Origin of the sequence: Microbacterium luteolum (assembly GCF_039533965.1) — a bacterium.
In the GTDB taxonomy this organism is placed as follows: domain Bacteria; phylum Actinomycetota; class Actinomycetes; order Actinomycetales; family Microbacteriaceae; genus Microbacterium; species Microbacterium luteolum.
In genome coordinates this window covers 1,120,545-1,134,547 of the sequence record NZ_BAAAUN010000001.1, presented here as the reverse complement: position 1 = coordinate 1,134,547, position 14,003 = coordinate 1,120,545, and the positions used below count along the sequence as shown (strand labels likewise).

Annotated in this window: 20 protein-coding genes; 12 read left to right on the top strand and 8 right to left on the bottom strand. The window is 68.5% G+C overall.

Features of this window, described 5'->3' with window-relative positions; genetic code table 11:
• Positions 1–83: 83 nt before the first annotated feature.
• The 5 genes from ABD648_RS05560 (at position 84) to ABD648_RS05540 (ending at position 2,571) form a co-directional block, all read left to right on the top strand.
• Positions 84–317, top strand: coding sequence for a FitA-like ribbon-helix-helix domain-containing protein (locus tag ABD648_RS05560; protein ID WP_282213983.1), 234 nt, complete (start codon positions 84–86; stop codon positions 315–317).
• Positions 314–736 (top strand): type II toxin-antitoxin system VapC family toxin, encoded by a 423-nt coding sequence (locus tag ABD648_RS05555; RefSeq protein WP_282213982.1) that lies wholly within the window; start codon positions 314–316, stop codon positions 734–736. The genes ABD648_RS05560 and ABD648_RS05555 overlap by 4 nt, the downstream gene beginning before the upstream one ends.
• 102 nt (positions 737–838) lie before the next feature.
• Positions 839–1,117, top strand: a complete 279-nt coding sequence (locus tag ABD648_RS05550; RefSeq protein ID WP_282213981.1) for a DUF4190 domain-containing protein — start codon at positions 839–841, stop codon at positions 1,115–1,117.
• Positions 1,118–1,433: 316 nt separating this feature from the next.
• Positions 1,434–2,003: an alpha/beta fold hydrolase gene (locus tag ABD648_RS05545; RefSeq protein ID WP_282213980.1), complete on the top strand. Its 570-nt coding sequence runs from the start codon at positions 1,434–1,436 to the stop codon at positions 2,001–2,003.
• A 1-nt stretch (position 2,004) separates the two neighbouring features.
• Positions 2,005–2,571 (top strand): isochorismatase family protein, encoded by a 567-nt coding sequence (locus tag ABD648_RS05540; RefSeq protein WP_282213979.1) that lies wholly within the window; start codon positions 2,005–2,007, stop codon positions 2,569–2,571.
• On the opposite strand, the gene ABD648_RS05535 is transcribed toward ABD648_RS05540, so the two are convergent.
• Positions 2,568–2,912 carry a LysR family transcriptional regulator gene (locus ABD648_RS05535; RefSeq protein ID WP_282213978.1) on the bottom strand — a complete coding sequence of 115 codons (345 nt, stop codon included), beginning with the start codon at positions 2,910–2,912 and terminating at the stop codon, positions 2,568–2,570. The genes ABD648_RS05540 and ABD648_RS05535 overlap by 4 nt on opposite strands.
• Positions 2,913–2,994: 82 nt before the next feature.
• Here ABD648_RS05535 and ABD648_RS05530 point away from each other — a divergent pair, with 82 nt between their 5' ends.
• From ABD648_RS05530 to ABD648_RS05520, 3 genes are all read left to right on the top strand, one after another.
• Positions 2,995–3,192, top strand: coding sequence for a hypothetical protein (locus ABD648_RS05530; protein WP_282213977.1), 198 nt, complete (start codon positions 2,995–2,997; stop codon positions 3,190–3,192).
• 65 nt (positions 3,193–3,257) lie between these two features.
• Positions 3,258–4,919 (top strand): ABC-F family ATP-binding cassette domain-containing protein, encoded by a 1,662-nt coding sequence (locus tag ABD648_RS05525; protein ID WP_282213976.1) that lies wholly within the window; start codon positions 3,258–3,260, stop codon positions 4,917–4,919.
• Positions 4,920–4,957: 38 nt separating this feature from the next.
• A complete protein-coding gene (locus tag ABD648_RS05520) occupies positions 4,958–5,599 on the top strand; it encodes a DUF1345 domain-containing protein (protein ID WP_282213975.1) in 642 nt (213 codons plus the stop codon).
• Positions 5,600–5,603: 4 nt separating this feature from the next.
• Here the strand turns inward: ABD648_RS05520 and ABD648_RS05515 are convergent, their stop codons facing one another.
• The 3 genes from ABD648_RS05515 to ABD648_RS05505 form a co-directional block, all read right to left on the bottom strand.
• Positions 5,604–6,245, bottom strand: a complete 642-nt coding sequence (locus tag ABD648_RS05515) for a hypothetical protein (protein ID WP_282213974.1) — start codon at positions 6,243–6,245, stop codon at positions 5,604–5,606.
• 152 nt (positions 6,246–6,397) lie between these two features.
• Entirely contained in the window at positions 6,398–6,697 is a 300-nt protein-coding gene (locus ABD648_RS05510) for a Fe-S cluster assembly protein HesB (protein WP_282213973.1), read from the bottom strand.
• A 107-nt stretch (positions 6,698–6,804) separates the two neighbouring features.
• Positions 6,805–7,290, bottom strand: a complete 486-nt coding sequence (locus tag ABD648_RS05505) for a GNAT family N-acetyltransferase (protein ID WP_282213972.1) — start codon at positions 7,288–7,290, stop codon at positions 6,805–6,807.
• A 96-nt stretch (positions 7,291–7,386) separates the two neighbouring features.
• Here ABD648_RS05505 and ABD648_RS05500 point away from each other — a divergent pair, with 96 nt between their 5' ends.
• Positions 7,387–7,932: a Dps family protein gene (locus ABD648_RS05500; RefSeq protein WP_282213971.1), complete on the top strand. Its 546-nt coding sequence runs from the start codon at positions 7,387–7,389 to the stop codon at positions 7,930–7,932.
• Between the two features lie 15 nt (positions 7,933–7,947).
• On the opposite strand, the gene ABD648_RS05495 is transcribed toward ABD648_RS05500, so the two are convergent.
• Positions 7,948–8,475 (bottom strand): DUF6328 family protein, encoded by a 528-nt coding sequence (locus tag ABD648_RS05495; RefSeq protein WP_282213970.1) that lies wholly within the window; start codon positions 8,473–8,475, stop codon positions 7,948–7,950.
• A 69-nt stretch (positions 8,476–8,544) separates the two neighbouring features.
• On the opposite strand from ABD648_RS05495, the gene ABD648_RS05490 reads away from it, so the two are divergent.
• Entirely contained in the window at positions 8,545–8,748 is a 204-nt protein-coding gene (locus tag ABD648_RS05490; protein WP_282213969.1) for a hypothetical protein, read from the top strand.
• 17 nt (positions 8,749–8,765) lie between these two features.
• On the opposite strand, the gene ABD648_RS05485 is transcribed toward ABD648_RS05490, so the two are convergent.
• Together ABD648_RS05485 and ABD648_RS05480 are read right to left on the bottom strand one after the other, a co-directional pair.
• Positions 8,766–9,356: a 1-acyl-sn-glycerol-3-phosphate acyltransferase gene (locus ABD648_RS05485; RefSeq protein ID WP_282213968.1), complete on the bottom strand. Its 591-nt coding sequence runs from the start codon at positions 9,354–9,356 to the stop codon at positions 8,766–8,768.
• 23 nt (positions 9,357–9,379) lie between these two features.
• Positions 9,380–9,982, bottom strand: coding sequence for a carboxymuconolactone decarboxylase family protein (locus tag ABD648_RS05480; RefSeq protein ID WP_282213967.1), 603 nt, complete (start codon positions 9,980–9,982; stop codon positions 9,380–9,382).
• A gap of 128 nt (positions 9,983–10,110) precedes the next feature.
• On the opposite strand from ABD648_RS05480, the gene ABD648_RS05475 reads away from it, so the two are divergent.
• Positions 10,111–10,257 carry a hypothetical protein gene (locus ABD648_RS05475; protein ID WP_282213966.1) on the top strand — a complete coding sequence of 49 codons (147 nt, stop codon included), beginning with the start codon at positions 10,111–10,113 and terminating at the stop codon, positions 10,255–10,257.
• Positions 10,258–10,290: 33 nt separating this feature from the next.
• Here the strand turns inward: ABD648_RS05475 and ABD648_RS05470 are convergent, their stop codons facing one another.
• Complete coding sequence (locus ABD648_RS05470; RefSeq protein WP_282213965.1) at positions 10,291–11,769, bottom strand: MDR family MFS transporter; 1,479 nt, start codon at positions 11,767–11,769, stop codon at positions 10,291–10,293.
• Positions 11,770–11,935: 166 nt separating this feature from the next.
• Between ABD648_RS05470 and ABD648_RS05465 the strand changes: the two genes are divergently transcribed.
• The gene (locus ABD648_RS05465) at positions 11,936–13,990 is read left to right on the top strand and encodes an ABC transporter ATP-binding protein (RefSeq protein ID WP_282217507.1); all 2,055 of its coding nucleotides are present in this window, start codon (positions 11,936–11,938) and stop codon (positions 13,988–13,990) included.
• Positions 13,991–14,003: the final 13 nt, after the last annotated feature.

The following is a 14,003-nucleotide window of genomic DNA, read 5'->3' as shown; positions in this document are numbered from 1 at the left end:
GCGTGCAGGCTCGACGCATGGGAAACAGATCCTCCGCGCCGCGTGCTATCGTGCGTGATATCAGGCAAGGAGGTGGTCGTTTCGTGGCATCGATCATTGTTCGTGGACTCGATGAGTCGGTCAAAGTGCAACTCGCCGCGCAGGCGAGGAGCCATGGACGTTCCATGGAGGCTGAGGTCCGTGAGATTCTGACCAGGGCCGCTCGGAGACCGCACATCGGGCTGGCGCTCATGCACGCCGCCCAGCAATGGGGTGTTGCGGATGACCTGGAGATTCCGAAGCGCGATGACATCGCGCGGGCTGCGGACTTCGAGTGATCGTCCTCGACACGAACGTCATCTCGGAGGTCTTCCGATCCGCGCCGAATGAACGGGTCGTCGCCTGGCTCGAGGCGTGCACCGATGAAGTCTCCATCACTGCGGTGACGTTGGCTGAGCTGTTGGCGGGCCTGGAACGGCTCCCGGACGGCCGTCGGAAGACGGAGCTGACCGCTCGCGTTGACGCGGCGATCGAGCCCTTTCGCGGTACCCGTTCCATCCTGGCCTTCGATGACGCCTCCGCAGCTCACTACGCGAGAGTCCTTCTCGCGCGAGAGGCGGCGGGGAGCCCGATCAGCACGGCTGATGCCCAGATCGCTGCCATCTGCCTCGCCCATGAGGCGACGTGCGCGACACGCAATGTCAAAGACTTCGCGCACACCGGGGTCGACCTGTTCGACCCGTGGGGTGTCTCGTAACGATTTGCGCGTGCGGAAAGAGGCGACGAACCACCAGAATGTCTCCATAGTCGAATCGTCGCGATGGGCCCACCCGGCGACACGAAGCCTCGGAAGGTCCCGATGACAACGGCAACCACTGCACCGCGCACGAACACCCTGTCCCTCGTCGGCTTCATCGCCGCGTTCGTGATCCCCGTCGCCGGACTCATTCTCGGAGTGTTCGCCCTGCGGCAGCTGCGGGCGCCCGGAAACCTCGAATCGGGGGCGGGGCTCGCTCGCTGGGCGATGGTGATCGGAGTCCTGGGCGCCCTGGCGCAGCTGATCTTCTTCATCGTGTGGTTCACCCTGTTCTTCTCCGCACTCAACGGGCAGTCGTTCGGCCCGGGGCAGCCCGGCTGAGCCCGCGGTCCGACCTCGAGAAACAGGTCGGGATCCTCGACGAGATCACCGGCCGATTCGTGTACTTCCACGGCGTGCGGCCCAACGCCACATGGCACCCCGAGTCGTTGGGATACCGTTTGAGGTCGATCACGGCCGTCGAGATCGGCCGGCGCTACTTCGCCGCTCTCTCAGTGATCGCCGGCGAGGGTCCCGAGCGCGACCGGGACTAGCTACGCTGGACGGAGGCGGCGTGAGCCGCGGTCCGGCCGCAGGCGTCCGCCGAGTTCGTTCCGCCTGCGCTTCCGACACCGACGGCACGAGGAGACTGACGCCGATGACCGACACCCAGACTTTCGAGCCCGACGGCCGCGCCGTTCCCTTCGTTGACGAGGGCGATGGTCCCGTCAAGCTCGTGCTGATCCAGGAGCAGGGTCTGGCCGCCGACGTCCTGGGCGTCGTCGGGCACTACCTCGCCGAGGAAGCCGGATTCCACGTGCTGCGGATCGGCTACCGCGGCGGCGACGCCGACATCTCGCTCGAGGACCGCGTCGACGATGTCCTCGCGGTGATCGACCACGTCGGCCTCACCGACACCTGGGTCGGCGGTCACGGCTTCGGAGGCACCATCGCACGTGCGCTCGCCGCATCCCACCACGAGCGCGTCAACGGCCTGCTCCTGCTCGGCGTGGAGGAGAACGAGATCCCCGTCGCACCGGTGATCCCCGTGCTCATCATCCAGGGCTCCGACGACACCACCACTCCGCCGGCCACCGGCGAGCGTCTGCAGTCGACCGTGCCCGAGCGCGCGAGCGTGAAGACCATCACCGGCGGTGACCACCTGTTCCCGATGACGCACCCGATCGAGACCGCGGTGAACATCGAGGAATACCTCGACTGGGACTGAGATGACCTCGATCCCCGCGCCGCGTACCGCTGTCGTCATCATCGACGCGCAGGTCGGGGTGATGCCCGGCTGCTTCGACGAACAGGGCATGCTCGCTCGCACCGCCACTCTCGTGGAGCGCGCCCGCGTCGCCGATGTGCCGGTCGTGTGGGTGCACCACGATCCGGTCGGCGTCGGAACGCCCGACTGGGACCTCGCGCCACCCCTGGCTCGTCACGACGGAGAACCGCTGGTCCGGAAGAGCTATCGCGATGCCTTCGCCGAGACGGACCTGCGCGAGACGCTCGACCGTCTCGCGGTCACGCACCTCGTCGTGGCCGGCGCGCAGTCGGATTTCTGCGTGCGCACCACGCTCCAGCGCGCGGCGGCGGAGGGGTACGACGTCACCCTCGTGGGAGACGCGCACACCACGGTCGACACGGACTGGGACGGCGTGCTGATCTCGGGGGAGCAGATCGTCGCGCACACCAACATGTACTTCTCGGGGCTGCGATACCCCGAACAGAGCTTCGCGGTCGCCACGCACGACGACGCCGAGCTGCTGACCCCGGCGGCTTCGCGGAATTAGCGCCCCTGACGCTTCTTGTACGGCTTCGGCTGCCCCTTCACCACGGGGGCTCGGCCCTTGCCCTTCGAGGCCTTGGCCTTGCCACCCGCCGGAACGACCGGCTTCGCGCTCGGTGCCGGCGCCGCGGCGATCCGCTCTCGTGCCTCGTCGAGCAGAAGCTCGCCGGCCTTCGTCAGGCGCGTGTCGCCTCCGCGCGTGAAGAGCGGATGTCCGACCTCCTCCTCGAGCTGCTCGATCGAGGAGTAGACAGCCTGCAGCGACACGTCGAGGGATTCTGCCGCCCGGGGGAAATGCAGCGTCTCGGCGACGGCGACGAAACGCCGAAGTTGAGTGAGTTTCACGGGGGAGCAGTCCTTTCCCGCGGGAATCGCGGCCGGTCTTCAGCGTACGCGTCTTCGATCGGGATGTCGGCGTACGCTGAGCATGCCGCCGATCGAAGGGTTCGCCGTGTCCGACCACAACGACCACTCCTCGCACGAACACATCCCCGGCCCGGGCGAGGCGACCATCCCCGAACTCGAGGACGACGAGACGATCGCACCGCGGCCGGAAGAGGAGATCGCCGACGCTCTGCGGGCGAAGCCCGACCTGGAAGACCACAGCGGGCACCACCCCGACTGAAGCTCGCAGTCGGGCCGAGGCGGATCGCGTGCGAACCGGCATCCGCTCGATGACAGGATTGAGTCATGACCGCAACACTCGTGGCCCAGGGCCTGGCCGGAGGCTACGGCCATCGCATCCTCTTCGACTCGCTCGATCTGACGGTCGCGCCGGGAGACGTCGTCGGAGTGGTCGGTGCGAACGGCGCGGGTAAGTCCACGCTCCTCCGTCTGCTCGCCGGCCTCGACGAACCGCAGGCGGGCACGATCGCCCTGGCTCCGTCGGATGCGTTCGTCGGATGGCTGCCCCAGGAGCACGACCGCGTCGCCGGTGAGACGATCGCCGCGTACATCGCCCGCCGCACGGGATGCGCGGCGGCCACCACGGCGATGGATGCCGCCGCGGCTGCGCTCGGCGACCCGTCGCTCGCTGCCTCGGGCATCGACCCCGCAGACGCCTACTCGACGGCCCTCGACCGGTGGCTCGCCAGCGGCGCCGCGGACCTGGACGAGCGACTCCCGGCCGTGCTCGCCGACCTGGGTCTCGAACTCGGCGGCGACGCCGACGGTGTCCTGATGACCTCGCTCTCCGGAGGTCAGGCGGCTCGTGTCGGGCTGGCGGCGCTGCTCCTCTCGCGTTTCGACATCGCGCTGCTCGACGAGCCGACCAATGATCTCGATCTCGACGGTCTCGAGCGGCTGGAGGGCTTCGTGCGCGGGCTGCGTGGCGGCGCGGTGCTGGTCAGCCATGATCGCGAGTTCCTCGCACGCTGCGTGACCCGGGTGCTGGAGCTCGACCTGGCGCAGGGCTCCAATCGCGTGTTCGGCGGCGGCTACGACGCCTATCTCGAGGAGCGGGCGACGGTGCGCCGCCACCAGCGCGAGAAGTACGACGAGTTCGCCGAGAAGAAGGCCGACCTCATCGGTCGTGCCAGGACGCAGCGGGAATGGTCCAGCCAGGGTGTGCGCAACGCGATGAAGAAGGCGCCGGACAACGACAAGATCAGACGCAAGGCGTCGACGGAGTCCAGCGAGAAGCAGGCGCAGAAGGTTCGACAGATGGAGAGCCGGATCGCGCGGCTCGAAGAGGTCGAAGAGCCCCGCAAGGAGTGGCAGCTCGAGTTCACCATCGCCGCGGCGCCGCGGTCCAGTTCGGTCGTCTCGACGCTGAGCTCCGCGGTCTACCGGCAGGGCTCCTTCGCTCTGGGCCCGGTGTCGCTGCAGGTCAACGCAGGGGAGCGCATCGGCATCACGGGTCCCAACGGCGCGGGCAAGTCGACTCTCCTTCGCGCACTGCTCGGGCAGCAGCATCCGGATGAGGGAACCGCGAGCCTCGGAGCGAGCGTGCAGATCGGCGAGATCGATCAGGCACGCTCGCTGCTGGCCGGTTCCCAGCCGCTGGCGGTCGCCTTCGAGGAACTCGTGCCGGAGATGGCCAGCGGCGAGGTGCGCACGCTTCTCGCCAAGTTCGGGCTCAGGGCCGACCACGTGGGGCGTCCCGTCGACGACCTGTCACCGGGGGAGCGCACCCGCGCGGGACTCGCCCTGCTGCAGGCCCGCGGCACCAACGTGCTGGTCCTCGACGAGCCGACGAACCACCTCGATCTCGCGGCGATCGAGCAGCTCGAGCAGGCGCTCGAATCGTACGAGGGAACGCTGCTGCTGGTCACGCACGACCGGCGGATGCTCGCAACGGTGCACACCGATCGTCAATGGCGTGTCGAATCCGGTCAGGTGACCGAGCTCTAGTGGGACGACCCCGGGGTTTCGGCGGATAGCATCCGAGGATGAGTGCAAACGCCGTGCGGAAGGGTGTGCGCCTGCGTGCCCTGGTCTCGATCATCCTCGGCGGCATCGCGGGAGTCGCCGTGGCGTTCGTCCTCGGGCCGGCCCCGGGTCTCCTCGCCGGCTGGGGAGTCTTCGCCCTCGTCAACGTCATCTGGGTGCTTCGCGTCGTCTGGCCGATGGGGCCGACCGAGACGCGGGAGCACGCGACGATCGAGGCGCCCGGTCGACGGGTGGCCCGCCTGATCTCGGTCATCGGGAGCCTGGTGAGCCTCGCCGCGGTCCTGAGCGTGATCATTCAGGCCCAGAACGCTCCCGGTGCGGAGGAATACGTCCTCGCCGGCATCGCGGTCGTGAGCGTCGCGACCTCCTGGCTGCTCATCCAGGTCGACTACGTGCTGCGCTACGCGCGGATGTACTACTCCGAGCCGAACGGCGGCATCGACTTCAATCAGGATGAGCCACCGCAGTACACGGATTTCCTCTACTTCTCACTCGGCCTCGGCATGACGTATCAGGTCGCCGACACCAACGTCACGAGGAACGCCATCCGCCGCGTCGTCATCGCTCAGACGGTTCTCGCCTACCTCTTCGGCACGGTGATCCTCGCCACCATCATCAACCTGGTGGCCGGCCTGCACTGACCTCTCAGAGGTCGCTGAAGTCGTTGGCGAGTCCGAAGATCTTCGACACGGTGTCGCCGTCGAGGGCGAGCATCACGTACTCGATTCCGACTTCGCCCGGCCGGACGAGCGACGTGGTGCCCGGGACCTCGCGTGTGCCGACCGCGAGGTAGTCGTTCACGCCGTCGCCATCATCGTCCAACGGCAGCTCTTCGGCACCGGCCGCCAGAGCTGCTTCGCGCGTCGCGCCGATGCCGATATCGTCGGCGACGGTGAACACGACGCCGGGCGTATCGGCGCTCCCGACCCAGAGCCCGGCGCGGCCCGACTCGGGAACGTTCAGGCGCACGGCGCCGTCCCAGTCGTACGACGTGAACCCGTACTGGTCCGGCCCTTGCGCCGCAGGTACGGGGCCCACGATATCGCCGAGGGCGGCGAGGACAGCCTCGTGGTCGGTGTACTCGATCAGCGGACCGTCATCGATCGAGAGACCGTCGATGGTCACCAGAGCGTTCGCTGCCGACGACGTGGCGGACGCGGACGGCGAGGGCACAGCCGAACCCGGCGAGCCGCTGGGCTGCGGTGCGGTCGGCGTGCATCCGGTCGCGACGACGGCGAAGACCGCCAACGTGGAGAGGAGCAGGAGACGGGGCGCGCGAGTTCTCATGCCTCGATGCTAAACGGCACGGGCGGGGCGAGTTGTCCTGCATCGATGCCATATACCGGTCCCCGACGTGGGCGGCGTCGCCGTCCAGTCCCGCTGCCGGAAGACGACGGATGCCGCGACCCTGGGGGCCGCGGCATCCGGAATCCTGTCGGTCAGGCGACCTTCGGCATCACGGCGAAGGACACGGCGCCCTCGTCGTCGACGCCGGCGTCGAGCACCTTGTCGTCGAGCGCGGTCGCGGCCTCCTCATCGAGGAAGAGGCGGGTGCCGGAGATCTCCACGACCTGGTCCTGCGGCTCAGGGTCGGCGGTCACGAGGACGGCCAGGCGGGCTCCGCCGTCCGCGCCGGGGGTGGCGGTGGAGTGGATGCGCAGACCGGCATCCGGGGCTTCGCTCTGACGACTCACGAGGGTGGAGACGATGGCGGTGGCGTTGTCGGTGAGGGTGAGCACGAGACTCTCCTTCCGGTTGGGGCATGCCGCGGTCGCGACACGTCCGGGCCACGATGCCGGACCTCGTCCTTCGGCTCAACCCCCTTGCCGGGATTGCCAGGAGGCTCTCAAGGTCCGAGCCGCTTCCGCAGGAACACCTGTGCGGTCCCGTCGCCGTCCGGAATCCGCTCGTGCTCCTCGTACCCGCACGATTCGTACAGCCGCAGGTTCGCCTCGCTGAGGCTGCCGGTGAAGAGCTCGGCCACGTCGGCATCAGAGGACTCCTCGGCGGCTTCGAGCAGCATCCGTCCGATCCCCTCGCCCTGCATGTCGGGGGCGATCGCGATCCGGCCGATCAGGAGCAGGCCATCGCGCTCGACGAATCGGATCGCGCCGACGAGGCGCCCGTCGATCCGCGCGACGAAGCCGGATTCCGTGCGCAGCTCGGCTTCCAGCTCGGAGAGCGTCTGCGTCAACGGCGGCATGTCGACGCTCCCGTAGATCGCTGCCTCCGAGACGAAGGCCGCTCGCTGCACCGTCAGCACCTCGCCCGCGTCGCTGTCCTGGATCGAGCTGATCTCGATCTGCGATCGCTCCTGCTGGTCGTTCTCCACCCGGTCCGCCTCTCTGTCCTCCGGCCACATTCGAGGGGGACGCATATCGCTGTCAACCCCCTCGGTGCTCGCTTCCGCCCCCGCTAGCGTCGCACCATGGCTGAGACGAAGACGACCAAGAAGACCACCGGCAGCACGAAGGGCGGAGCGAAGACGACGCGACGGCAGAACGCCGAGAAGGGCTTCACCGCCACGCCGGATCTGGCGGCGAACCTGCAGTCCGTGCTCGTCGACCTGCTGGAGCTCGCGACTCAGGGCAAGCAGGCGCACTGGAACGTCGTCGGACGCAACTTCCGCGACATGCATCGACAGCTCGACGAGATCATCGACGACGCGCGTGCCTTCAGCGACACGGTCGCCGAGCGCATGCGCGCGCTGCACGCCGTGCCGGACGGGCGCAGCGTCACGGTGTCGGCCACGACATCCCTGCCCGAGTTCCCGGCGGGAGAGGTCTCCACGTCGGAGACCATCGACCTGATCACCGTCCGTCTCGAAGCCGTCGTCTCGACGATGCGCGATGTGCACGACGACGTGGATGAGGCCGACCCGACATCGGCGGACATCCTGCACGCGGTGATCGAGCGCTTGGAGCAGTTCGCGTGGATGGTCAGCGCGGAGAACCGGAGCCCTGCCGGCCGCTGATCGCGGTGCGCGGAGTCAGTCCTCGACGGTCTCGACGGAGCGGGGACGCCCGCGCATCAGCCGCGGCAACGCCAGCCACAGCGCCACGACCAGCACGAGCGCGGCCACGAGCGCGACGATACCCGCGGTGCGGTTGACCGTGAAGTCGACGATCAACGTGGTCACGCCGATGGTCAGCACGCCGATCACGGCGAGGTCGATCCGCACGATGCGCGCGGCGATCCGCACCAGGTCGGGCTTGCGATGGTGCCCGAACAGTGCGCGGTGCATGCCCACCGGAGCGAGCGCGAGAATCGTCGCGACCGCTGCGAGAGCGACCAGGATGACATAGAGGTCGCGCTGGAGTTCATCCATGTCGGTGAAGCGCGGCTGGAACGCCACGGCGAGCAGGAAGCCGGTGAGGATCTGCGTGCCGGTCTGCATGACGCGCAGCTCCTGCAGGAGCTCGAGCCAGTTCCGGTCGGCCCTCTCGTTGGGCGTCTCGTCGCGACCGTCGGCCCGATCGTCGATGTCGGGCTCATCAGGGGGCAGATCCACTGTCATGATCTCAGTGTCGTGCCGGTGATCCGGTGATGTCCAGCCCGTTGCCCTGCCCCTCCGAAAGAAGGAATGATGACGCTTCCCCCGATCGACGACTGGTGGTCGGAGCTGTCGCCCGATGCCCAGCAGTCCGTGCTCGACAGCGACTCGCACCGCCTCGATGAGACGGTCCGGGAGGAGATCCGCGAGATCACCGGAGCCGTCGTCGGGATGGTGGAGCAGCTCTCCGCCAAGGATCTCGCCTACGCGCGGGCGCACACCGGGTCGAAGGACTGACCGGAGCGGGCCGTTCGTCAGTCGGCGCCCGGCGACGCCGCCGGGTTCTCCTCGCGCAGTCGCGGCTCGGTCCGTCGCTCGGGGCGCACGCCGGCCTTGTCGGCGTAGAACGCCCGGATGCGGTCCATGTCGGCTGCCACATCACCCGTGAGGTCGATCGTCGGTCCGAGACCCGTGGTCATGGTCGTGCGGTCGACGAAGCCGAGGGTCACCGGCATCCCCGTCTCGCGGGCGATGCGGTAGAAACCGGACTTCCAGTACTCGTTGCCGCCGCGGGTTCCGTCCGGTGTCACGACGAGCCCGAAGACCGTGCCGGCGTGCACCTGGCCGACGACCTCCTTCACCACGCGCGCCGGGTCGGCTCGATCGACGGGGATGCCGCCGAGCCCGCGCATGATCGGACCCCGCCACCCGCGGAAGAGACTCTTCTTCCCGAGCCAGTGCACGTCGATGCCGAGGCGCCACGCGATGGCGAGCATCAGGACGAAGTCCCAGTTGGACGTGTGCGGTGCGCCCACCAGCACCGTCGGGCGCGTCGGTGCGCCTTCGCTTGTGAGCGTCCAGCGGCTGAACGCCCAGAACAAGCGGGCGAGGAGTCGTTTGAGCATGGCTCAACCGTAAGGGAGAGCGGCTATCCATCCCCTGTCGGCTGCGAGCGGACGGCGGCTTCCGAGCGCGTCAGCGCGGCGGCGATGGTCGGATCCAGGCCGGGGACCTCGTCGACCGGCACGGCGAGGGCGAGCAGGGCGCGGCTGAAGAAGTTCCGTGCCGCCGCCGCGAGAGTGATGTCCACGATCTGCCGGTCCGAGTAGCCCACGTCGCGCAGGGCCTGCGTGTCGGCATCCGTCATCGAAGCGGGGTCGTTCGACAGCTGCGCGGCATACCCGACGACCACCTGCTCGGCGGGGGTGAATCCGGCGTCGTCTCCCGCCGCGAAGGCTTCGAGGGCGTTCTCGTCGAGGACGTCGGCTCGCAACGACTTGCGGCCGTGCGCGAGGAGACAGTGGGTGGAGCCGATGGCCCGCGCCGCGCCGAGCGTGGCTGCCTCGTACACGCGGATGCCGATCGACGGCACGATCGCGCCGATCAGATCCTCGAACGCGGCATGCGCGTCGGGATTCACAGCCATCGCGCGAGTGTGCGCGAAGACGAAGCCGTCGTCGTCGATGTCGCCCGCATACATCTCGGCGACATGGCCCGCTGCCTCGGACTCTCCCGGCGTGCTGATGATCATGGCGGCTCCTTCGCTGCGGTCACCGGACCGCGCACGCGCCCGGCATCACAGCGAACGATACGCCGGGCGTATCAGGCAGGGAAGAGGCGGGCGGCGCCGGTTGCTTCCGGCAGGCGTACCATCGAAGGATGAAGAAAACGCAGCAGGACTCCGTGGAGCAGGTTGCGCCTCTCGCGACACTGCCGCTCGCGGACGCCCTGAACCTGCTCGAGGCGGATGCCGCCGGTTATTGCAGCGGTGGCGTCTGCCACTTCCCTGCGCCGAAGACGCAGTAGCGGGCAGACGCCACCGGGTGCGATCCGTGCCGGTCAGTGACCGCCGTGGAAGCCCTCGCCCGCGTCATCGGCGGGCTTGCGCACGAACGGGCTCAGCGCCACAGCGGCCAGGGAGATGATCGCCGCGATCAGGAACGCCATGCGCGCCCCGGGTGCACCGGCGGTCGCCGTGGAGAGGCCTTCGCTCTCTCCCGCGTGCAGGATCGCGGAGTACGTCACCGTCAGCAGAGCGACGCCTGCGGCGCCGCCGACCTGCTGCAGCGTGTTCAGCACGGCGGAGCCGTGCGAGTACAGCGAGCGCTGCAGCGAACCCAGCGAGGCGGAGAACAGCGGGGTGAACGACATCGCCAGTCCGACCGACATCGCGGCCTGCACGATGATGAGCACCCACCACACGGTGTGCTCGCCGACCGTCGAGTAGTAGAACAGCGCGGCCGACACCAGGATGGTCCCGGGGATCAGCAGCGGGCGCGTGCCACGCGAGTCGTAGACGCGACCCATCACCGGACCGAGCAGACCCATGAGCACCGAGCCCGGCAGCAGGATCAGCCCGGACTGCAGCGCATTGAGTCCCGCGACGTTCTGCAGGTACTGCGGCAGCAGGGTGAGCGTTCCGAACATCGACAGCGCGAGGATCGTCATGATGATGACCGCGAACGTGAAGTTGCCGGCGCGGAACACCCGCAGATCGAGCAGCGCGTCATCGATGCGCTGCAGCAGGAGCTGACGCCAGACGAACAGGCCGAGCGTCACGGCGCCGACGACGAGGGCGATGATGCCGGTCGTCTCACCGGAGCCGCCCTCTCCGCCGAACTGGCTGAGGCCGAACACGATGCCGCCGAAGCCGAGCGCCGCGAGCGGGATGGACAGCACGTCGAGCGGGACGCGACGCGTCTCGCCGAGGTTCGTCATCCACTTGACGCCCATGCCGAGGGCGATGAGGGCGATGGGCAGGACGATCGCGAACAGCGCACGCCAGTTGAACGCCTCGAGCACGGCGCCGGCGAGCGTCGGGCCGATCGCGGGTGCAAGGGAGATGACCATGCCGACGCGGCCCATCATGCGGCCGCGCGACTGCGGCGGCACGACGTTCATGATGGTGGTCATCAGCAGGGGCATCATGATGCCGGTTCCCGCGGCCTGGATGACGCGGCCGACCAGCAGCACGCCGAATCCGGGCGCGACCAGGGCCACGAGCGTGCCGAGCGAGAACGCGACCATGGCTGCGATGAACACCTGGCGCGTCGTGAAGCGCTGGAGGATGAACCCTGTCGTCGGGATGACGACGGCCATGGTCAGCATGAAGGCGCTGGTCAGCCACTGACCGAGCTCCGGCGGGATGCCGAGATCGGTGTTCAGGTGCGGGATCGCGATGCCCATCGTCGTCTCGTTGAGGATGGCGACGAAGGCGGCGACGAGCAGCAGCCAGATGACACGCATGTCGGTGCGAGAGATCTCGCCGGACGCGGGCGTGCGGGTGGTCGGGATGGAGCCGGTATCGACGGCAGACATAGACGGCCTCCTGGGCGACGAGATGAAGGGGAAGTGCGAGAGATCGCGGAAGTCTTTCAGCGTAACCACAGGTTCCGACATTTCATTCCGGATGCGGCGATATCCGCCGACAGCGGATCCCGCGGCCCTGCATGTCCATGAGGCTGAGTACGCTGGCGCCATGAGCATGGGCGGTGGCAGAGGTGGCGGGCACGGCGGCGGGTTCCGCGGTGTGGACGAAGACGCGCAGCGCAGGCTGAACGCCGAGGCGCCGCGCATCAGCGGTCTCGGCGCGCGCGTGATCACGCTGTTCCGCCCGTACCGGTGGCGGATCTTCTTCACCGGCATCCTGGTCGTGGCGGGCGCCGCGATCGCCGTCATCCCTCCGCTGATCGTCCAGCGCATCTTCGACGATGCACTCTTCCCCGTCGACGGCGGGAGCCCGCAGCTGCAGCTGCTGGCCTGGCTGGTCGCGGCGATGGTCGGGCTGTTCCTCTTCTCGGCGGTGCTGGGCGTCGCGCAGACCTGGCTGACGGCAACAGTGGGCAACAGCGTCACCGGCGACCTGCGCGTCAGACTGTTCGAGCACCTCCAGGCGATGGAGCTCGGCTTCTTCACCCGCACGAAGACCGGCGTGATCCAGTCGCGGCTGCAGAACGACGTCGGCGGAGTCTCCGGCGTGCTGACCAACACGGTCACCAGCATCCTCGGGAACGTCGTGACGGTGGTGGCGTCGCTCGTCGCCATGATCCTGATCGACTGGCGTCTGACCCTCATCGCGGTGGTGCTGATGCCGTTCCTGATCTTCGTGCAGCGCCGCGTCGGCCAGGTGCGCGCACGGATCGCGGGGGAGACCCAGGAGTCGCTCTCGGAGCTGACCTCGATCACGCAGGAGACGCTGAGCGTCTCGGGGATGCTGCTCTCGAAGGCTTTCAACCGGCAGCGCACCGAGTCGGAGCGGTATCAGGCAGAGAACCGCAACCAGGTGACCCTCCAGGTGCGCCGGGCGATGAGCGGCCAGGGCTTCTTCGCGGTGGTCCAGGTGCTGATGGCCAGCGTGCCGGCGGTCATCTACCTCGTCTCCGGCTACCTGATCACCGGGGGGACCGACGCCATCACCGCCGGAACGGTCGTCGCCTTCACGACCGTGCAGGCGCGGCTGCTGATGCCGTTGATGGGACTCATGCGGGTCTCGCTCGATCTGCAGACATCGTCGGCGCTGTTCGCGCGCATCTTCGAGTACCTCGATCTGGTGCCCGAGATCGTGGACGCGCCGGACGCGATCTCGGTCGACGAGGCGCCCGGACCGCGCGGACGCATCGAGTTCGCCGATGTCGTCTTCCGCTACCCCGACGCGTCGGCGGACGCCAGACCCACGCTGGACGGCGTCTCCTTCGTCGCCGAGCCGGGCCAGCACGTCGCCTTCGTGGGGCCGTCCGGCGCGGGGAAGACCACGATCCTGTACCTCGCGCCGCGGCTCTATGAGGCGAAGGGCGGGGCGGTGCTGTTCGCCGGCGCCGACGTGCGGGCACTCACGCAGGAGTCGATCATCGACAACGTCGGCATCGTCTCGCAGGAGACGTACCTCTTCCATGCGACGATCCGCGAGAACCTGATGTACGCGCGCCCGGAGGCGACCGAGGAAGAGCTCATCGCCGCCTGTGAGGCCGCGAACATCCACCACATCATCGCCGGATTCGAGAACGGGTACGACACGGTCGTCGGAGAACGCGGATATCGGCTCTCCGGAGGCGAGAAGCAGCGCATCGCGATCGCGCGCGTGCTGCTGAAGGACCCGCCGGTCCTCCTCCTCGACGAGGCGACCTCGGCTCTCGACACCGTCTCGGAGCGCGTCGTGCAGGAGGCGCTCGACGAGGCCGCGAACGGACGGACGACGCTGTCGATCGCCCACCGGCTGTCGACGGTCATGGGCGCCGACGTCATCCACGTGGTCGAGGCCGGCAAGATCGTCGAGTCGGGAACGCACGCCGAGCTGCTCGCCCAGGACGGCCTCTACGCCGAGCTCGCCGCACAGCAGGTCGCGGCGTCGCGCGTGCTCGCGACCGAGGCGGTCGTCGAGGACACGGTGACGGGGGGCATCCAGGCGGGCCTCACCGACCGCAGGGCCGATCGTGCACCGGTCGACTCCGCCGGAGCCGATGCGGTGGCCGCGCTCACGGCTGCGGTGCCGCTCCTCGCTGAGCCGAGGGTCGACGAACGGGTCTATCCCGCCGAGACCTGAGCGCGGCGAGGGC